This is a genomic window from Halanaerobium saccharolyticum (genome assembly GCF_003259895.1).
GTDB lineage: Bacteria > Bacillota > Halanaerobiia > Halanaerobiales > Halanaerobiaceae > Halanaerobium > Halanaerobium saccharolyticum_A.
In genome coordinates this window covers 35,820-54,223 of sequence record NZ_QLME01000022.1, presented here as the reverse complement: position 1 = coordinate 54,223, position 18,404 = coordinate 35,820, and the positions used below count along the sequence as shown (strand labels likewise).

General features: G+C 33.1%; 22 protein-coding genes and 1 riboswitch. Of the genes, 3 read left to right on the top strand and 19 right to left on the bottom strand.

The features are described 5' to 3' along the window. Positions 1–76: 76 nt before the first annotated feature. The 3 genes from C7958_RS12340 to C7958_RS12330 form a co-directional block, all read right to left on the bottom strand. Positions 77–256 carry a hypothetical protein gene (locus tag C7958_RS12340; RefSeq protein ID WP_243834342.1) on the bottom strand — a complete coding sequence of 60 codons (180 nt, stop codon included), beginning with the start codon at positions 254–256 and terminating at the stop codon, positions 77–79. 106 nt (positions 257–362) lie between these two features. Continuing rightward, the gene (locus C7958_RS16140) at positions 363–551 is read right to left on the bottom strand and encodes a hypothetical protein (protein WP_347877296.1); all 189 of its coding nucleotides are present in this window, start codon (positions 549–551) and stop codon (positions 363–365) included. 31 nt (positions 552–582) lie between these two features. Continuing rightward, on the bottom strand, positions 583–1,032 hold the full coding sequence (locus C7958_RS12330; protein WP_111572981.1) for a GNAT family N-acetyltransferase: 450 nt from the start codon (positions 1,030–1,032) through the stop codon (positions 583–585). A 312-nt stretch (positions 1,033–1,344) separates the two neighbouring features. Between C7958_RS12330 and C7958_RS12325 the strand changes: the two genes are divergently transcribed. Together C7958_RS12325 and C7958_RS12320 are read left to right on the top strand one after the other, a co-directional pair. Continuing rightward, the gene (locus C7958_RS12325; protein ID WP_111572980.1) at positions 1,345–1,569 is read left to right on the top strand and encodes an AbrB/MazE/SpoVT family DNA-binding domain-containing protein; all 225 of its coding nucleotides are present in this window, start codon (positions 1,345–1,347) and stop codon (positions 1,567–1,569) included. Next, a complete protein-coding gene (locus C7958_RS12320; protein WP_111572979.1) occupies positions 1,566–1,961 on the top strand; it encodes a type II toxin-antitoxin system death-on-curing family toxin in 396 nt (131 codons plus the stop codon). The genes C7958_RS12325 and C7958_RS12320 overlap by 4 nt, the downstream gene beginning before the upstream one ends. A gap of 190 nt (positions 1,962–2,151) precedes the next feature. Here C7958_RS12320 and C7958_RS12315 read toward each other — a convergent pair whose 3' ends face one another. The 13 genes from C7958_RS12315 to C7958_RS12255 all read right to left on the bottom strand — a co-directional run bounded on the left by C7958_RS12315 (position 2,152) and on the right by C7958_RS12255 (position 13,865). Next, on the bottom strand, positions 2,152–2,925 hold the full coding sequence (locus tag C7958_RS12315) for a class I SAM-dependent methyltransferase (RefSeq protein ID WP_111572978.1): 774 nt from the start codon (positions 2,923–2,925) through the stop codon (positions 2,152–2,154). 576 nt (positions 2,926–3,501) lie between these two features. Then, the gene (locus C7958_RS15685) at positions 3,502–4,218 is read right to left on the bottom strand and encodes a hypothetical protein (protein ID WP_181453826.1); all 717 of its coding nucleotides are present in this window, start codon (positions 4,216–4,218) and stop codon (positions 3,502–3,504) included. A gap of 183 nt (positions 4,219–4,401) precedes the next feature. Then, a complete protein-coding gene (locus tag C7958_RS12305) occupies positions 4,402–4,908 on the bottom strand; it encodes a peptide deformylase (RefSeq protein ID WP_111572977.1) in 507 nt (168 codons plus the stop codon). Positions 4,909–5,150: 242 nt separating this feature from the next. Further along, on the bottom strand, positions 5,151–5,612 hold the full coding sequence (locus C7958_RS12300) for a methylated-DNA--[protein]-cysteine S-methyltransferase (protein ID WP_111572976.1): 462 nt from the start codon (positions 5,610–5,612) through the stop codon (positions 5,151–5,153). Between the two features lie 32 nt (positions 5,613–5,644). Continuing rightward, positions 5,645–6,364, bottom strand: coding sequence for an HD family phosphohydrolase (locus C7958_RS12295; protein WP_111572975.1), 720 nt, complete (start codon positions 6,362–6,364; stop codon positions 5,645–5,647). 158 nt (positions 6,365–6,522) lie between these two features. After that, a complete protein-coding gene (locus tag C7958_RS12290) occupies positions 6,523–7,623 on the bottom strand; it encodes an iron-containing alcohol dehydrogenase family protein (RefSeq protein ID WP_111572974.1) in 1,101 nt (366 codons plus the stop codon). A gap of 36 nt (positions 7,624–7,659) precedes the next feature. After that, the gene (locus C7958_RS12285) at positions 7,660–8,832 is read right to left on the bottom strand and encodes a pyridoxal phosphate-dependent aminotransferase (protein WP_111572973.1); all 1,173 of its coding nucleotides are present in this window, start codon (positions 8,830–8,832) and stop codon (positions 7,660–7,662) included. A gap of 72 nt (positions 8,833–8,904) precedes the next feature. After that, positions 8,905–9,720: a MetQ/NlpA family ABC transporter substrate-binding protein gene (locus C7958_RS12280; protein ID WP_111572972.1), complete on the bottom strand. Its 816-nt coding sequence runs from the start codon at positions 9,718–9,720 to the stop codon at positions 8,905–8,907. A 238-nt stretch (positions 9,721–9,958) separates the two neighbouring features. After that, a riboswitch (SAM riboswitch) is annotated at positions 9,959–10,060 on the bottom strand. Positions 10,061–10,167: 107 nt separating this feature from the next. Then, positions 10,168–10,557, bottom strand: a complete 390-nt coding sequence (locus tag C7958_RS12275) for a DUF302 domain-containing protein (RefSeq protein ID WP_111572971.1) — start codon at positions 10,555–10,557, stop codon at positions 10,168–10,170. A 42-nt stretch (positions 10,558–10,599) separates the two neighbouring features. Then, positions 10,600–10,911, bottom strand: coding sequence for an SHOCT domain-containing protein (locus tag C7958_RS12270; RefSeq protein ID WP_111572970.1), 312 nt, complete (start codon positions 10,909–10,911; stop codon positions 10,600–10,602). Positions 10,912–10,960: 49 nt separating this feature from the next. Beyond that, entirely contained in the window at positions 10,961–11,521 is a 561-nt protein-coding gene (locus C7958_RS12265) for a DUF305 domain-containing protein (RefSeq protein ID WP_111572969.1), read from the bottom strand. 280 nt (positions 11,522–11,801) lie between these two features. Continuing rightward, entirely contained in the window at positions 11,802–12,788 is a 987-nt protein-coding gene (locus C7958_RS12260; protein ID WP_111572968.1) for a YhdH/YhfP family quinone oxidoreductase, read from the bottom strand. 57 nt (positions 12,789–12,845) lie between these two features. Continuing rightward, complete coding sequence (locus tag C7958_RS12255) at positions 12,846–13,865, bottom strand: YeiH family protein (RefSeq protein ID WP_111572967.1); 1,020 nt, start codon at positions 13,863–13,865, stop codon at positions 12,846–12,848. Positions 13,866–13,970: 105 nt separating this feature from the next. On the opposite strand from C7958_RS12255, the gene C7958_RS12250 reads away from it, so the two are divergent. Beyond that, entirely contained in the window at positions 13,971–14,855 is an 885-nt protein-coding gene (locus tag C7958_RS12250; RefSeq protein WP_111572966.1) for a LysR family transcriptional regulator, read from the top strand. A gap of 101 nt (positions 14,856–14,956) precedes the next feature. Here C7958_RS12250 and C7958_RS12245 read toward each other — a convergent pair whose 3' ends face one another. The 3 genes from C7958_RS12245 to C7958_RS12235 form a co-directional block, all read right to left on the bottom strand. Then, positions 14,957–16,039 (bottom strand): ADP-ribosylglycohydrolase family protein, encoded by a 1,083-nt coding sequence (locus C7958_RS12245; protein ID WP_111572965.1) that lies wholly within the window; start codon positions 16,037–16,039, stop codon positions 14,957–14,959. 37 nt (positions 16,040–16,076) lie between these two features. Next, a complete protein-coding gene (locus C7958_RS12240; RefSeq protein ID WP_111572964.1) occupies positions 16,077–17,510 on the bottom strand; it encodes a nicotinate phosphoribosyltransferase in 1,434 nt (477 codons plus the stop codon). A 250-nt stretch (positions 17,511–17,760) separates the two neighbouring features. Beyond that, positions 17,761–18,294, bottom strand: a complete 534-nt coding sequence (locus C7958_RS12235) for a hypothetical protein (RefSeq protein WP_111572963.1) — start codon at positions 18,292–18,294, stop codon at positions 17,761–17,763. Positions 18,295–18,404: the final 110 nt, after the last annotated feature.

Here is an 18,404-nt window from a genome sequence, read left to right as displayed (position 1 = left end):
TGAAAGGAGCCCAAAATTCACTTTAATTTTTCCCTATTGGGTGGCTGTGAAAAAAACTTTGCAAAAACCGGGAATTTTAACTTGCAAAAAACACTGCTCCACAACCGACATCTAACATTGATTTATTTTTATCAAAATATTTATTGATTACATATTTCTCGGATTCCCACAACCCAATATTTTCAATCGCATTACTATAGTTTTCTGTAGCTTTTTCAAAAGATTTTTTTACAAAGTTTTTAGTTATTTTCTGCATATTATCCCCCAAATTTAGTTAATGTTAATGTAAAAGAAGCTCTTGCTGTGCTATTCTTTAGCCGTCACGGAGATGCTATGTTATAAAAAGTAGCACGGTCTCCAACTTAAATATACCGTCTAACTTTTTTCTTGTACTTTTTGTATTCCTCTCCAAACTCTTTAATACACCATCTTTCTTCTGATAATATAAGATAATGAACTAAAATTTGAAATATAAGTAATATTATAAAATAAAAAAGTGAATTTATTAAAAAACTACAACCTAAAAAATATAAAAAGAAAGCTAGGTACATAGGATTACGCGAATATTTATAAAGTCCATTATTATTTACATGACTTTTCCATTCTTTGATGGGGTATTTTTGTTTTAAAAGAAGGAAAGACTTCGCCTACTGTTTTAAAATCAAATTTTCTATAAAAATCAATAGCATTTAATCTAGCATTTAAATAAATCTTTTCGCTGTTCTTTTGTATTGCTTTATCAATAATTTTTTTCATAATTTCAGTTCCTATCCCATTACCTCTTACAGAAGAATTAACAACCATCTGAGATATTTGACTAATTTCTTGACTTATTGTTAGTCTCCCATAACCAAGCAACCTCTTTCCATTAACACAAACTAAATGAATACTATTCTCTTCATTTTGATCAAACATAATATCCATAGGTAATTCTAAAGGTTTAAAAAAACTTTCATATCTAAGTTTCACTACTTGGCTATACCATTTAGAATCTGATGAAATAAATTCAAACTGATTATTCTCAAAGTTCATTAATAAGATTCCTCCTAAACATATAAGACTACCTATCAATATTATATATATATATTTAATTTGATAAATGTCATATAACGTTCCTGGGATTTGCGCTCGCACCTGGTTAAGTAGGAACTGGCGTAAAGCTTGCCTTAATATTTCTTGCTGCTTAATATTTCAAGTTTTATGACAGAAGGCATGACACCAATCCCATGTTATCTGATTGTTTGCTTCTTTTGACCTTCTCTTTATATAATTACTTATTTTTTTTCTTTTACCTGCTTTCTTTTCAGTAATACAAATGTTATAATATATTTGAGGTGATAAACTATGAAAACTATAAAATTAAGAAAAGTTGGTAACAGCTATGGCTTTACTATTCCTAAAGAGCTTAAAGAAAAATATAATCTTAAAGAAGGGGAAGAACTTCATATCATTGAAAATGAAGATGGTTTTACAGTAACCCCTTTTAATCCAGAATTTGAAGATTGGGCTAAAGCTTTTGATAAGACTAACCAAAAATACAAAAATACTCTTAAGGAATTAGCTAAATGAATGATATTAAATTTATACCTAAAGACATAATTCTTTTTTTCCATGAACAACTTGTTAAAATTTATGGTGGTAGTTTTGGTATTAGAGATAAAAATTTATTAGATTCAGCTCTTGAACAGCCTAAAGCAACTTACCAGGGGGAATATTTACACGATTCATTGTTAAAAATGGCAGCAGCTTATGGCTATCATCTCTGTAATAACCATCCATTTATTGATGGAAATAAAAGAATAGCTTTTGTAGCTATGGATACTTTTTTACAAAAAAATGGTCTAGAAATTACAGCTTCTGAGAAAGATGCCTATAAAATGATGATTAAGGTAGCTTCTGGCCAGTTATCGAAAAAAGAACTAACGTTATGTCTTAAAAATAATACAAATTCAATAGAATGATAAACCTTTTGAGTTCATTAATCAGAAGGTTTTTTGTTTCGCAATCTACTAATCGGCAAATGTCACCCAACGTAACCGTATTTCCGAAGTCCAGCAACCCTTAGTCTTGGTTTGATGGATTTGGACGAAATGACGCCAGGAATAGAGTCGGCAATATATTGTTATCCGAAGTGGCGGCGTACTTCATTTTTTATATTTTTTTACCAATATAAAAAACATATCCATAATACTTTTTGTATTTTGAATATAACTTCGCTTCATACTTCATATATTCAACAAAAGCCTCTGCGGCTTTATTTCCAGCATTTTTTTCCAAAAATGTTTCTTGTATTGATTTTTGTGGAATAAAATAATTATCCGTCCAACATTTTTCAGGCAATGTAAATGCGGCAACAAGACTATAACCGGCTTTTTGCATTATTGAAATATTATGCCCTATTGTACCTATTTCAGGAACAGCATCAACCCAAAAATTTTCAATTTCAGTAGGTCGTTCATCGGTAAACCATGACTCATATGTTACAGCAATATAGCCGTCTTTTTTTAGAAAGCCTTTCCAATAATTCAAGCCTTTTTTAAAACCTATATTGGCAATAGCACCTTCAGACCATATAACATCAAATTCTTCATTTTGAAACGGTAAATTATCCATTGAACCGACAATGCCTTTTACCTTATTCTGCAAATCGATCTTTTCAGCGTTTGTATTAAATTTTCCAATAAAATCGGGAAAAATATCAAGCCCAGTAATGGTTCCTTTTGTATTTTGTGCAAGAGTCATTGTTTGACCGCCTGTTCCACAACCAAAATCCGCAATTTTTAGTTCATTTGAAAAATTGTCAATAAAACTTAATGCCCTAATGGTAGATTCAGTGCTACCAGGTCCCTGCCGTTCCAATCTTCCAAAATAATCACAAATCAAGTTTGAATCAAAATCGTGAATTAATGTTTCTTCGTTTTCCATATGTAAACACTCCTTAATCCAATGTAGTATCAATTATTCTTTTTCAATACATTTTTCCACCAATTTAGCTTCCATTTCGTAGTCACGGTAGGATTAGCAGTTACCTGCTCACCCCCGCACAGATCTTAGCATGCAGAATTACCGCACTGAGCTCTTCAGTAATATTCACATCCGTTATCTGGCAAAGTTAAACCTTAACTGTCTATTTATCCTCTCAACTATTCTCGGTCTACAGATATTATACCATCCTATAACTTCTTCAAATTTATCCCAGTTCATACTTTTTCGCTGGCTTCTTCTATTTAACCATTTATATAATATTTTGAGTGATATATTAAAGAATTCTTCCAAACTTTCATAATTACCTATCAATCCATAATAATTATAATAACCATTGTTTTGATTTAAATCACCTTCTTAGCCTTTCGCATAACGTTACTGGGATTTGCGCTCGTGCCTGATTCCATAGGAACTGGCGTAAAGCTTGCTTTTTCATACCCGTGATTGGTTAGATTGCAAGCTTTATGACAGAAGGCATGACGCCAATTCCATGTTATGCGATCGTAGCACAGATTTTTATTTTAATAAATTAATTTTTTTATTTAAAATTTCAGTTGCTTTTTTAATGAGTTTTTCATCTAGATTTCTTCCCTTAAATTCTTTTAAAATACCCATAATATAAATTTCACTAGTGAAATAATTTTTCTCTTTTATTGATAGAAATCCAAAAGGTATGTTTCCAATATAAGAAGCAATAAAATATTTATCTTTAATTTCATTAATATATTTTTTTATTTTTCCTGATTTATCAGAGCATTTAAACATATCTTTTAATATTAACTTAGAAATACTTATCTTTTCTTGAATATCTGATATGTGTTTTATCATAATAAATTGATCTAAATTGGTCTTAAGATTTTTATTCATTTGTTTACATTTCTCTAACCATAATTTTTGATAGTTTGAATCAGATATGATTCTATTATTAAGATCTTGAATTTGTTTAATATCTTCTTTATCACACCAGTTTAAACAAATAAAATATTCTATCCAGTCAAGATCATCTTCATCCCAATAAACTTTAATTTTCTTTTTTCTTCTTTTAGATAACACAAAAGCCCTAGTGTGACCATCAGTAAAAAAGATTCTTTTACCAATTTTTTTAATGGGTAAAGGTTCAAGATCATTTAAAGATATTGAATTTAAGTATTTTTCAACTGCAAATAATTTTTCTCTGTTTATATAAAGTTGACTTGGCTGTATATCATTAATATTTTTGATGAATGAGTTCATTATTTCCTCCTCATCATGAACATTTTGTGCTATGTCGCATAACTCGTTTTTCAATAAATGTTCATAGCTTTTTGAAGAAACTTAAATCATAATGCAATTAACCTTATCGAATATTTTTCATTAAGTAAATCTAAACTTTTTTCCAATATTAACTGATTTATAATATCAGGCAGATTTTCATATTTATTTATATCTTTTTTCCCATTCGCTTCTCATTATAATATTTTCACTATCAATTAAATAATCAGTTGCTAGTTTACCATAAAGATGATCGATTTCGTGTTGAAATAGTTCTGACAAATCATCATCAAATTGCTGAACTACTTCTTTTCCATCTTCATTTTGATATCTTACTTTTATTTTCTTATACCTCTTAATTTTAACAAAAAAGGCAACCTCAAAACTAAAGCAGCTATCCCAGACATCAAACATTTCTTCACTCTTCCAGATAATTTTTGGATTAACCATAACTATCTCTTCCCCATTTGAATTATAGTAAATTGCTTTTTTTAGATAACTTATTTGGGGAGCAGCTAGAGCTCTGCCAATATTTTTTTCTTTTTGAAGATAAGATAATGTATCCTTCAAATCTTGCACAACTTCTTTTAACAGGTTATCAAAATTAGTTATATTAGCTGATTCTTCCCGTAATTTAGGATTACCAATCATTAACACTTCTCTTCTGGCCATTATTAATCTCTCCTAACATAAATAACTTAATTTATATATTCAACAAACATTAGTCTTATCCTTCAAATTTTACCAATATTAATAAATTGCTGGATTCTTTTTACTTTCACAACAATAATTAAAATAATTTTCTGAATTCAATTCTCAAATTAAAATCTCAGCTTCACAATTAATACATAAGTTTAACTGCCCCGGCTGAGATTTTTAGTAAATTATTAAACCGATTAAACTCTACTTAAAATTTATAAATTATCTTTTTCATGCTGCAGCAGCCATTTTTTACGCCAGATTCCTCCACCATAGCCGCCAAGTTTTCCATTACTTGCTGTCACCCTGTGGCAGGGAATAATTATTGGGATTCTATTTTTATTATTCGCATTTCCAACTGCTCTATAGGCTTTATTATTGCCAATTGCTTCTGCAACTTCTTTATAAGAAAAGGTATTACCATAAGGAATTTCTAATAATTGCTGCCAGACACTTTCCTGAAACTCTGTGCCTTCAATTTCCAGTGGCAGCTCAAATATTTTTCGCTCTCCTTTAAAGTATTCATCCAGTTGTTTTTTTGCGGTCAATAGAACTGGATTAGCAACCTCCTGGTAGCGCTTCTCTTCTTTAAAATCTAAGCTAACTATTTTTTCCTTATCAGCCTGAATCTCAACTAAACCAATCGGGGAATCATAATATGCAAAATTATTCTTCATCTGTTTTAGCTCCTTAGTTCGTCTACTAAAAACTAATCATTATTTAAAGACTCTTCAATATCTTCTTTTTTAGTGGCTATAGAATCAGCCAGATGCAGCAGTCTTACATCAGGGTATAGTTCTTCTGCTTTAGAGCGTTTACGTTCATCAAAAGGGCCATAAGGTCCCATATGATAGGTAATCGCAAGTATATCTCTCTCTTCCAGTTCAATAAACCTGGTTGCCTCCAGAATTGAACGCATCGAATGATTTAAAGGCAAATTATTTTCATTATAGTTCCAATCACTATTCACATCCGGAGGAGCTATATTTCTGCCATCTTTAAACCACTTGATTAAGTCGCTGGCATACTCTTTAGAAATAATAAATTCCTTATCTTCTACATATTTATCCAGTCCATAAGTATTGTAAAGATCCATATTATCTCTGACCAGGCTTCTCAAAAAGTTGTTCTGACCTGGAGTTATGGTATGCTGCATCTCTGAGGTATAGGCAAAACATTTTTCCAGATCATGGAGTGAGGCCTGTAGAATAATATTATGCCGGGGAATACCTGCATTAATTTCCTGATTAAGTTTTAAATACTCTCTTTTAACATTTTCTGTGTGTTCTAACAGACCACCGGTAACATTTAAATGGTGCCTGATGCTGGCCGGCTTTTTATAAAAATCAATTTCTTCTAAATATATTAACAGTTCTTCTATTCCTTTTTTACCTGTCTTTTTTAAATCACTAATAAACTTATCCTTCATTTTTGCACCTTCCTGTATCTAAAAATTTAATTATTTATTTCTTTTTCTCATCTATCAAATTTTAACATTTTAGCTGTAATAAAACAAGCAATTCAATAAAGAATATTAATTAAACCATCAATTTAGAGCAGGAAGGTTATCATTTTTAACAAAAAGTTTTATCCTAATTGACTGAGATATTCTTTAGCCTTAGAATCAACATTTTTAATAGCTTCTAAAACAGCCGCTTCTGTTATTTTAAAAGGTAGATTATGAATAGATTCTTCCGAGCTACAGCTTTTAGCAGCCACTCTGGCTAAGTCACTATCTGTTACCCTATCTAAACCAAGTTGAGCCAGGGTTACTGGTTGGTCCAATTTATTCAGCAAAGACAATAGTTCATCAAACTCAGCCTCATTTTTTTCCAGTTCCAGCTGAACCAGATTCCCGAAGGCTACTTTTTCTCCGTGTAAAAGATCATGTGTTTCTGGAAGAACTGTTAAACCATTGTGCACAGCATGAGCTCCAGCAATCCGGCAGTTATCACCACCAATTCCACCTACCATTCCTCCCAGAGCAATTATACTATCAACAGTTTTTTCGACTGCTTTAGTAGCTTTTTTGTTTTCCAGATCAGCTGCTGCCTGAACTCCAAATTCAAACAAAACATCCTTACATTCTTCAGCAACTTTTAAAGCGGCTCTGGTAGGAGCATTTTTCTCTTTATTGGCAGCAGAAGCTCGCGCTTCATAAAACTTAACCACTGTATCTGCAATTCCGGCTTTAAAATAATTTAAGGGGGAATCAGCAATAATTTCAGTATCTACCAGTACTAAAACAGGACTATATTGAAAAATAATATATTCCTCAAAAGTTCCCTGCTGGTCATAAAAAACAGACAGCGGAGTCCAGGCAGCACAGTTTGAGGCAATGGTTGGAATAGTTATTAGTTTGCGATCAGAATAAGCTGCCGCTGCTTTTGCCGTATCAATTGCTTTCCCACCACCGATACCTATAATTAAATCAAAATTATCCTTTTCAAGTAAAGCAGCTATTCTGTGAGCTTCCTTTTTTGTCACCTCACCTCCAAAAATTTCTTCTCTAAATTCAATCTCACTTTCCTTTAAACTCTTATTCATCTTTTCTCTAACCACCTCTAATGTGGTCTCATCTCCTACAAGTAAAGCTTTTTTACCCAGAGGCGCAATATGTTGACCTGCTTCTGCTAAAATATTTTTTTCCTGCATGTATCTATTTGGAGAACCCATTACTAAATGCATATCTCTCAAACACTTCCTTTTCTTTTTAATTTTAAATTAAATTTTTCTCATTTTTGCCTTTTCCGGCAGTTTTTCCAGCCGCTTTAAAGCTTCTTTTAAAGTTTCTTCTTTTTTGGCAAAATGAAAACGTATTAAATGATTAATATCTTTTTTAAAAAAACTGGAGCCCGGTACTGCTGCAACTCCGATTTCTTTGATCATCCACTCACAGAATTCAAGATCATCTTCAAAATTGAATTCACTGATATCTACCATGATATAATATGCTCCCTGAGGCTTAGTATATTTAAGACCTATCTCATCCAAACCTGCCAGGAAAAGATCTCTTTTTTCTTCATATCTCTTTTCCAATTTCTGATAATACTGATCCTCAAAATTAAGTGCCGTGACAGCTGCTTCTTGGAGTGGGGCTGCAGCGCCAACGGTTAAAAAGTCATGAATCTGTCTGGCACCATTAATTATTTCTGCTGGAGCTATTAAATAACCAAGTCTCCAGCCGGTTATGGAATAAGTCTTAGATAGTGAGCTGCAGGAAATTGTTCTTTTAAACATTCCCGGCAGTGAAGCAAAATATGTGTGCTGATGGGGTGAATAGACAATATGTTCATACACCTCATCAGTGATCACAAAAGCATCATATTTTTCTACCAATTTAGCAATTGTTTCTAACTCGGAGCGGCTGAAGACCTTTCCACTTGGATTAGAAGGATTACAGAGAATTAGAGCTTTAACTCCCTCTTTTAAAGCCTGCTCTAATTCTGCTGGATCAAAATTAAACTCAGGTGGCTGTAAATTGACATAAATAGGTTCAGCGCCTGAAAGGATAGCATCTGCAGCATAATTTTCATAAAAAGGAGAAAAAACAACTACTTTATCTCCAGGGCTGCAGACTGTCATCATTGCTACCATCATCGCTTCTGTACTGCCACAGGTTACAACTACTTCTTGTTCGGGATCAATCTCTAAGCCCATAAATTTAGACTGCTTTCTGGCCAGGGCTTCTCTAAAATTTGCTGCGCCCCAGGTAACCGCATACTGATGAATACTTCCTGCTGCGACTTCTTTTAATGACTCTTTTAATTCAGCTGGCGGGTCAAAATCAGGAAAGCCCTGGGACAAGTTTATTGCATTATATTTATTGGCTATTCGGGTCATTCTTCTAATAACTGAATCACTAAAGCTATTTATCTTTGAATTTAATTCTGGCATAATTGCAGCTCCTTAATTATAGTTCATTTTGATTTGAGTTGTTCACTTAATTTGTTGTTTATAATTTCAAGCCTAAAAGGCAGGTATCACAGAACCATTAAATTTTTCGTTAATGAAATTCCTTACTGTTTCAGACTGATAGGCAGCTATGAATTTTTCAATTAAGGGATCATTTTTATCCTCAGGTCTTACTGCCACTATGCAGACATAAGGTGAATCTTCATCTTCAATATAGATCGAATCTTCTCTGGGGTTCATGCCTAATTCCAGTGCATAATTGGAGTTAACTGCCGCTGCTGCTACATCTGGGATGACTCTCGCTGTTTGTGCAGCCTCAACCTCATGGAATTCCAGATTTTTAGGATTAGAAGTAATATCCATAATAGTAGCTGATATTCCTGCTGACTCATCTAATTCGATTAGTCCTGCTTTTTCAAATAATAGTAAGGCTCTGCCGCCATTTGTTGGATCATTGGGAATTGCTATTGTAGAACCAGCCGGTAACTCACTCAATGATTCGTATTTATCAGAATAAATTGCAATTGGGATAATAATAGTTTTGGCGACTGAAACTAAATCTAAATCACGATCTGATGTAAAGCGTTCAAAATAAGGAATATGCTGAAATGTATTTGCATCTAAACTACCATCTTCAAGTGCTAAATTGGGAGTTACATAATCACTAAATTCAATAATTTCCAGTTCGACACCATCTTCTGCTAAAACGGGTTTTACAGCCTCCAGAATCTGAGCAAACGGGCCAGCAGTTGCCCCAACTTTTAAAACTGGATCTGCCGCCACTGCTGTATTTGCTGCTAAAAACAAGTATAAAGTCACTGCTAAAACTACTCCACTGCTAATAAAAATTGATTTTATTGTTTTTTTCATAATTAAATTCTCCTCTACTTTTTTAAAATATTTTAAATTTATTTTTTAATTCTCAATCAATAATCTTCAGTCTGATCCACCGCTTAAACTTATCACCTCCCCTTATAGAATTAGTTTGCGCAAATATTAGTGCCAACAAAAATCAATTATAATCTACTTGAAAACAAAAAACCACTTCTACATTAATAACTGCAAAAGTGGTAAAAAAATAAACCCTCGTGAGAGGGCTTTTAAATTCCTCTCATCTATCATTTCTTTGAAATGCAGGATTTAGCACCTTACCTTATAGGTAGGTTGCCGGGTTTCAAAGGGCCAGTCCCTCCACCACTCTTGATGAATTATTAAATTTTAATTGAATTTCAATTTTACTATTATTTGATTATATAGATTATCACTTAATTTTCACTTTGTCAAATTTTTGAAGCATAATTATTGAATTTATAATATTTAAACATTCTCTATAACTCGTTCTAACCGTGCTTTAATTTCCTGTGCAATTTCATTTACTCTTTTGTTTGCTGACATTCCAAGTGCTTTTTCGGGGTCAACCGCTGCTACTTTAACTTCCTGATTCTCAGTTTCATAAACTATCACATTACAGGGAAGTAAAAGACCGAGCCCAGGCTCTTCTGCTATTCCTTCAAAGGCAAAAGCAGGATTACAGGCTTCAAGTATTATATAATTATTCATCTCTTTATCCAGCTTTTCTTTAAATATTTTTTTCATGTCAAGCTCAGTTAGAACCCCAAAACCTTCCTTTTTTAGTTCTTCTTTTGCCTTATCAATGGTTTCCTGATAAGAAAGTTTAACTGTTCTTTGGATTCCATATTCACTCATGATTTTCCCCCTTTAAATTTTTTAATATCATTTATCTTAGAGTTAGTTGTTTAAATTATCCAGAATTTCTCTTAATTCTTCTTTTGAAATTTCACCTTTTGCATAGCGCTGTCTTGCTATTTCCTCAGCACTTTTTCCATTCTGTTGATGTTCAATTATTTTCCCATTATCAAATCGGCTTCGATCTTTATAACCCGGGCCACCCGATCTGTGATCACCGTGTCTACGATTGTCCTTTCTGTGGTGGTTATTTCTATTATATTCTTTAAAAAAGTAGTAAACAACTCCAATAATTACTATCCAGAAAATAAACGAAAATCCTCCACCCATCATTCCAGGGCCAAAACCCATCATAATAATTCCCCCTCTTTTAAAAAATTTTATTTAGTAATATCAATATTTACTAATACCAGTTATTTAACCAGTCTCTCATCATAAAGATTTCTTCGCGCTGACTATCTCTAATACTTTGAGCAAGTAAATATACTTCGCGATGTTCATCCAGTCCCTGAACAATTAACTGCTGTGACATCATTACTGCTCCCATGTGATGAAAAATCATATCTTCTAAAAAAGCGCGATCAAGTTCTTCTCCAGCTAAACCTTCGTAATTCCCCATCATTGGTTGATACTGATAATTATTGCTTCTATCTGGATACCATTCAGCCAGATATTTTTCCATCTCTTCAATTTCCTGAGTCTGGACTTCTATAATATCTTCAGCAAATTTCCTCATTCTATCTCTATTAGTATTTTCTCTTAAAATTTCTGCATTAGCAACTGCTTCCTCATGGTGAGGTATCATTTTAACTAAAAATTCATATTCACTGTCAACTGATTCCATCATTCCAGGACCCATCATCCCGGGTCCCATCATTCCTGGACCGGGTTGAGCAAAAGTTAAATTAGCTCCTGCAGCAATAATTGTTAAAATAATTAAAGTAATAATTAAATATTTTTTCATTAAATTGGCCTCCTTTGAAACTCAAATTCATCCCCAAATATACCCCTATTAGGTATCTTAAACATAGTATAACACTCAGGATTGTTCCTGTCAATAACAATATCGTAATTGTTAGATATTAAACAATTGCTGTCTTCTCAATTCTAATCTAAGTTTATTATAGAATATAAATATGAAGAGAATATGAATTTTTTAAAATGATTATATAATTATTTCAATAAAAAAGAGCAGCTGTTGATGCAGCCACTCTTTTAAAATTGATTATTAAGTTTATCTTAATTTATAATTTAACAAGAATTCTTCCTTTAGAATTTCCTGCCAGCATTGTTTCAATCTGTTCATCTAAGCCGTCTAAACCAATTTCTTTTGAAAATTCATCAATTTGATCAAGCTTCCAGTCAGAAGCAATTTTTTGCCAGACTTCTTCCCTTAAATTTCTCTTACACTGAACTGAATCTATACCGATCAGGCTGACACCTCTCAAGATAAAGGGATAAACATTTAGATTCAATTTTGCAGAGGCTATATTTCCACAGCAGGTTACAGCTCCATCATAGCTGGTTGATTTAATAGCAGTAGACAGCATATTTCCACCTACAGTATCAATTACTCCATCCCATTTTTCTTTTAAGAGCATTTTTCCAGAATCATCATCAACTTCTTTCCTGTCAATAATATTATGAACTCCCAAATTATTAAAATAAGCCTTTGCTTCAGTTTTACCAGTAGCAGCTGTAACATTATAATCTAACTTTGCTAAAATAGCAGAGGCAAAGCTGCCAACCCCTCCCGAAGCACCAGTAACTAAAATATTACCTTGATCAATATCTGCCTCTCTGAGTTTATAAACTGAAAGAGCAGCTGTAAAACCAGCTGTACCATAAATCATACTTTCTCTTAAAGATAAATTCTCCGGTAATTTCACAGCCCATTCTGCCGGTATTCGAATATATTCTTCTAATCCACCATCAGTATTCATTCCTAAATCATAACCAGTAACTATGACCTCATCACCTTTGCTATAAGTCCCACTCTGATCTTCCACAACTATGCCTGCCGCATCAACACCTGGAGTATGGGGATATTCTCTGGTAACCCCTTTATTACCATTTGAAGAAAGAGCATCCTTGTAATTTAAAGAAGAGTATTTAACGTTGATTATCAGATCACCTTCGGGTAAATCACTAATTTCTTTTTCTATAATTTTTCTTTTAAATTCGCCTTCAACTTCGCTGACTTCGAGTGCTTTAAATTTTATGTTTTCCATATTAATAATCACTTCCTTTAGCTTAAGCTTAACATATAAACTGCTAAAATTAAATGCTTAAAACTGACCGATAAAAAGCTGGACCGTAAAGGAAACTATTACTACCAGTGTTGAAATTATAAGACCGTGTAATAATGGTTTGATACCAGAATCAGAAATTTCCTTAAAATTTGTTTTTAAGCCAATTGCACCTAGAGCCATTACCATCATAAATTTTGAAACAGCAGCAATATTACTGCTTAAATCAGATGAAACAATACCTGTGCTTTTAACCGCAACCATCATTAAAAAAAGCAGAATAAAATAGGGAAAAATGTTTTTAATCTTAATCACTTTAGCTGATTTGTTAGATTTTTTACCCAGCCTCTTATTTTCTCTAGCATTTATATAAGAAAAAATCATTACTATCGGAACAATTGATAAAGTTCTTGTCAGTTTTACAATTACTGCAAAGGCACCTGCTGCATCAGAAAATGTATAAGCTGCAGCAACTACAGAGGATGTATCGTTAACTGCTGTACCTGCCCAGAGTCCGAAACCTAGATCACTCATCCCAAAATATCTACCAGCTATCGGAAAAAGAATAACCATTAATATATCAAAAATAAAAGTCGCAGAAATCGCATATGCAATATCACTATTATGAGCTTCAATTGTTGGTGCCACTGCAGCTATTGCTGAACCTCCACAGACACCAGTACCTGCAGAAATCAAACTGGAAAGTTTCCAGTTCATCTTAAACAGACGCCCAAATATATAACCTCCCCCAAAGGCAGTCAGTAAGGTAAAAGTCATCACAATTAAAGAATAACCTCCAACTGATAAAACCTGAGAAAAACTTAATGTAAGCCCCATCAGTACAATTGCTGTTTTTAGAATTTTTTTAGAAACAAATTTAATTCCGCTGTTGAAAAAAGTTAGTTCTTTAATAATCGGATTTAATAACATCCCCAGTAACAGCGCAAAAACACTGGCACTAATCAAATGCATTGGTATATACGTACTTACTGCTTTAGCAGTTAAAGCTAATAAAATTGTAAGGATAATTCCAGCTATATAATTTTTAGACTCTGTCATTTTATCTCCTCCTTATTGATTTCATTCTTGATTTTATAATAAATTAACGATAAAATGAAATTATAATATTTTATAAATCAATAAATTAAAATTATAGGTGATAAAATGATAGATTTCAGACATCAGACTTTTCTGCAGCTCTGCAGAATTAAAAATTATACTAAGACTGCATCTAAGCTTCATATTACTCAACCCACTGTAACTCAACACATTCAACATCTAGAAAAACATTATGGTGTTAAGTTATTTAATTACAGCGGCAAAAGTTTAGAGATCACTGAAGCTGGAAAGAAATTATATAAATATACCGAAAGAATGACCGCAGACAGTAAGGAAATAGAAAAAACTATCAAAAAAAAATCAAATACTCAAACCATTAAATTTGGAGCTACTCTCACAATCGGTGAGTTTGTAATGCCGAATGTTTTAAATCAGGTTATGAAAAAAAATCCAGAGCTTAACTTTGATATGCTGGTTGAAAATACAGAAACTCTGCTCAATAAATTAAAAGCAGGTGAAATAAATTTTGCTCTTTTAGAAGGTTTTTTTGATAAGTCTAAATTTGATTATCAGCTTTTCAGTAATGAGAAGTTTATTGGAATCTGTTCCCCTCTCTCAAAATACAGCCAGCAGAAAATTAGACTGGAAGATTTGTTGGATTCACGTCTGATTTTACGAGAAAACGGATCAGGAACCCGTGAAATATTAGAGCAGATTCTTTATACCAATAATTTAAGCCAAAAAAGTTTTGCTAACAAATTAGAAATTGGTAATCTTAATGCCATCAAAGAACTGGTTGCAAAGAATAGAGGAATTTCTTTTATCTATCAGGCAGCAGCAAAAAAAGAATTAGCTAATAATCTCATCTCAGATTTGAAGATTATCGATTTTAATATCAAAAGAGAATTCAATTTTGTTTACTTAAAAAATAGTATTTTTGAAGATCAATATCACAAATACTTTAAGTTATTTAGCAGCTATAGAAAATAATTAAAGCTGTTCTGTTAAGATCTTAATTAAACAGAACAGCTCTTTAAAAAACAATTGTATAATCCATTTTGTGTAATCTGTTAAAATTGATAATCTATCTCCTATACTTTTTTGGCCAGCTTATCACTCAGAGCAAGTAGTTCGTCTTTTTGCTGCAGTCCCTTTATAAATCTTCTGGGAATTTTAGAAAATCCAACTTGAGCTCCAATCAAAGCACCTGTCAGCATAGTTCTTACCTGATTCTGACCTCCACCATTTAAAGCATGCAGAACTCCAGCTTCAAAATCATCTTTAAATCTTGCAGATAAATAATAAACGGCAGGCAGCATATGGTAAATAGCACAGGGCATACCATAAACTATAGAGGCTTTCCAGGCTGGTTCAATTACTATTTCTTTATCCTGAGCTGCTCGAGCCATGTAAGACGGAGAAAGCAAAGCATCAGGAGATGCAAACATTCCTTCACCATAAAGATCTGACTCCTTAACCATGTTATTTTTGGGAGGTTGATTTAAATCACCCGAAGTTACCTTATGAAAAGGCAGCTTTCCCTGGTCAACAGCCTGCATTAATTTAGTGGAAATTTCTGGATCAAGGCTTTCCCCCTGGATCAAAAATGCCAGCACTGAACTGAAGGCCACAGTTAAAGATCCAATTAAATTGTCAGATTGAATAAGAGCAGTATTTGCCGTTATATTTAAACTTAATGACTCAAGATCATCAGCATAGAAAATAGCCTGAGCAATATTTCTTTCAATTGATTCAGTTGTATCTGCATTACCTGCTACCTGATCCCAGGGCAGTTCTTTTTCAACTCTGGCCCGCCAGAGATGCCGCATTGACTGACTTGTATAACCTCCAGGACCAGCCATCGCCTTTCCGGAAATTTCAGGCAAAAAATCTTGATCCATCATTTTACAGAAAGCATCCTGATCATAACCGTCATTTTCAATTAAATGTTCAGCCATCATCTTTAATATAATTCCCGGCTGTGATATTTCTCCTGCTTCCAGTTCTCCATGATATCTATCAGATTTTGGTTCTGTATAATCATCTATCCATTCACCATATTCTGCGCGCATTTCTTCTAAATCATAATACCAGTGAGGGCCAACACCCAGAGCTTCTCCGATAAACGCACCCATCAAAGCACCTTTTGCTCTTTCCTTTTTACTAATCGTCATAATTTACCCCCTAACATTTTATTTTACCAGGTAAAATCTACTTATCCATTTTATTTTTTTCTATTAGTTTTGATTTTAAGTTAAATAATTGATCTGATAAATCTACTTTCATAATATGAGGATTTGTTAATCTCTTATATTCCTCTCCCAGACTATCCTTTTCTTGCTCTACATACTCTTTAATTTCAGCTACGGAGGGAGAATCATAGACCAGTTTTCCATTTTTAAAAATTGGTTTCATCATTTCTCTAAGTCGATAATTACCTTTTTTTAAAGTGGTAGTTTTCCAGGTATCTCTGGCATCAAAAAGAGTTAAATCCTGATTTTCACTAATTTCTTCCTGCTGCAGACTAATTAAATCAGCTCTAATTTCGCCAGAATCTTTATCGTAAATTCTTAATAATTTTTTATTACCGGGATTAGTCATCTTTTTAATATTATCAGAAAGTTTTATTTTAGGCTGACCGTTATATTCGCTCATCTTATATACTGCACCAAAGGCCGGACAATCATAAGATGTAATAAGTTTAGTTCCGACACCATAGAGATCAATCTGAGCTCCCTGTAAATTTAGTGATGTAATAATATTTTCATCAAGATTATTAGAAGCAACTATCACAGCCTCTTCCAGACCTGCCTGATCAAGCATTTTTCTGGCTTCTTTAGAAAGATAGGCTAAATCTCCACTATCAAGTCTAATTCCAAAAAGATCTGATTCGATTCCTTTCTCTTTCATCTTCTTAAAAACTTTAATCGCATTGGGAACACCTGATTTTAAAGTATCATAAGTATCTACTAAGAGTATAGCACTATTTGGAAAATTATCAGCATAGGTCCGAAAAGCTTCTAATTCACTTTCAAAACTCATTACCCAGCTGTGAGCATGAGTACCACTTACTTTAACTCCAAATTTCTTACCGGTTAAAACATTGGAAGTTCCAGCACAGCCACCAATTACTGCAGCCCGGGCTCCATAGATTCCTGCATCAGGTCCATGTGCCCGACGCAGACCAAACTCCAGCACATCTTTCCCCTGAGCTGCCTCAGTTATTCTGGCTGCTTTAGTAGCAATTAATGCCTGATGGTTAATAAAATTCAAAAGGGGAGTTTCTAATAACTGGGCCTGTAAAATTGGGGCTTCTACTTTAAGCAGTGGTTCATTCGGAAAAACAACACTACCTTCTGGCACTGAATAAATATCCCCTGTAAATTCAAAATTTCTCAAATAATCTAAAAAAGTTTCATTAAATCCCTGACTTCTTAAATATTGAATATCATCTTCTTTAAATTTTAAATCCTGCACAAATTCAACAAACTGTTCTAAACCTGCATAAACAGCATATCCATTATTACAGGGATTTTCCCGGTAAAAAAGGTCAAAAATTGCTTTTTCTGTTTTGCCCTTTTTACAGTATCCCTGGGCCATAGTTAATTGATAAAAATCAGTTAAAAGACTTAAATCTCTACTCATTGTAAGCACCAACCTTATTTTCTATTTTATCTATTGTTATTTATAAAAATTTTAACATTTCAGATTTATTAAAACAAGTAATTTTGCACTATGTATTTCTAAACTAATTGCCTATGGATAAATTTGCAGCAAAGAAGAGCACCCATAGATTAAATTTCCTTTTTAAATACTCAAACTCCGCTTATAAATTATGCTTTTACAAATGCGGAGTTTGAGTAGTGATATTTAAATCAGATTAATTTTTAACTTATTACTGAACTTCCATCTCACCTGTAACTTCACTATCTTCAGCGATCTCTGCAGATTCCTGAAATTCTTCACTGGCAAAATAGATGTTTCCTTCAACTGTTGCATCATAGAGTGTAAATCCATTAGCTTCTACAACTATATCTCCTTCAAAAACACCGCCCTGAAATCGTGTATTAGGACTGTTAATAGTCATCTGAGGAGCTGTAATTGTATACCTGTCTGTTACATTGCGTTCATCATCCTGAGCATAAGCTGCTATTTTACGATAAATATCATTTTCCGAGTCACCACCATTATAGAAAGTTCCCTCAACAACAAGTTCCTCATCAAAATTCAAATCATTTAGAGTGGCAATTATCCAGGTTCCATCCTCACTAATAGCCTGTCTGAACTCCTCTGCTTCACTTACTATTGAAGCCGTTGTAACCGTATCAGCTGCTTCTTCCTGATTTTGATCTGCCCCATTACCTCCACATGCTGCTAGTAAAAAAAGTCCCAGAACAATAACTGCTGCTAAACCTAATTTTCTTTTCATTTTATTTTTTCCTCCTTTTTTGCTCAAAGATAATTATCGCCTTTCCAAATTTGAAAATACAAATCCACCTTAAGTTTAGTAAAATATACTGTTTTCGTAAGTTAAATCAA

Coding starts and splice junctions, on each gene's coding strand:
- C7958_RS12340 (WP_243834342.1), bottom strand. CDS start 256: ATGCAGAAAATAACTAAAAACTTTGTAAAAAAATCTTTTGAAAAAGCT.
- C7958_RS16140 (WP_347877296.1), bottom strand. CDS start 551: ATGTACCTAGCTTTCTTTTTATATTTTTTAGGTTGTAGTTTTTTAATA.
- C7958_RS12330 (WP_111572981.1), bottom strand. CDS start 1,032: ATGAACTTTGAGAATAATCAGTTTGAATTTATTTCATCAGATTCTAAA.
- C7958_RS12325 (WP_111572980.1), top strand. CDS start 1,345: ATGAAAACTATAAAATTAAGAAAAGTTGGTAACAGCTATGGCTTTACT.
- C7958_RS12320 (WP_111572979.1), top strand. CDS start 1,566: ATGAATGATATTAAATTTATACCTAAAGACATAATTCTTTTTTTCCAT.
- C7958_RS12315 (WP_111572978.1), bottom strand. CDS start 2,925: ATGGAAAACGAAGAAACATTAATTCACGATTTTGATTCAAACTTGATT.
- C7958_RS15685 (WP_181453826.1), bottom strand. CDS start 4,218: ATGAACTCATTCATCAAAAATATTAATGATATACAGCCAAGTCAACTT.
- C7958_RS12305 (WP_111572977.1), bottom strand. CDS start 4,908: ATGGCCAGAAGAGAAGTGTTAATGATTGGTAATCCTAAATTACGGGAA.
- C7958_RS12300 (WP_111572976.1), bottom strand. CDS start 5,612: ATGAAGAATAATTTTGCATATTATGATTCCCCGATTGGTTTAGTTGAG.
- C7958_RS12295 (WP_111572975.1), bottom strand. CDS start 6,364: ATGAAGGATAAGTTTATTAGTGATTTAAAAAAGACAGGTAAAAAAGGA.
- C7958_RS12290 (WP_111572974.1), bottom strand. CDS start 7,623: ATGCATTTAGTAATGGGTTCTCCAAATAGATACATGCAGGAAAAAAAT.
- C7958_RS12285 (WP_111572973.1), bottom strand. CDS start 8,832: ATGCCAGAATTAAATTCAAAGATAAATAGCTTTAGTGATTCAGTTATT.
- C7958_RS12280 (WP_111572972.1), bottom strand. CDS start 9,720: ATGAAAAAAACAATAAAATCAATTTTTATTAGCAGTGGAGTAGTTTTA.
- C7958_RS12275 (WP_111572971.1), bottom strand. CDS start 10,557: ATGAGTGAATATGGAATCCAAAGAACAGTTAAACTTTCTTATCAGGAA.
- C7958_RS12270 (WP_111572970.1), bottom strand. CDS start 10,911: ATGATGGGTTTTGGCCCTGGAATGATGGGTGGAGGATTTTCGTTTATT.
- C7958_RS12265 (WP_111572969.1), bottom strand. CDS start 11,521: ATGAAAAAATATTTAATTATTACTTTAATTATTTTAACAATTATTGCT.
- C7958_RS12260 (WP_111572968.1), bottom strand. CDS start 12,788: ATGGAAAACATAAAATTTAAAGCACTCGAAGTCAGCGAAGTTGAAGGC.
- C7958_RS12255 (WP_111572967.1), bottom strand. CDS start 13,865: ATGACAGAGTCTAAAAATTATATAGCTGGAATTATCCTTACAATTTTA.
- C7958_RS12250 (WP_111572966.1), top strand. CDS start 13,971: ATGATAGATTTCAGACATCAGACTTTTCTGCAGCTCTGCAGAATTAAA.
- C7958_RS12245 (WP_111572965.1), bottom strand. CDS start 16,039: ATGACGATTAGTAAAAAGGAAAGAGCAAAAGGTGCTTTGATGGGTGCG.
- C7958_RS12240 (WP_111572964.1), bottom strand. CDS start 17,510: ATGAGTAGAGATTTAAGTCTTTTAACTGATTTTTATCAATTAACTATG.
- C7958_RS12235 (WP_111572963.1), bottom strand. CDS start 18,294: ATGAAAAGAAAATTAGGTTTAGCAGCAGTTATTGTTCTGGGACTTTTT.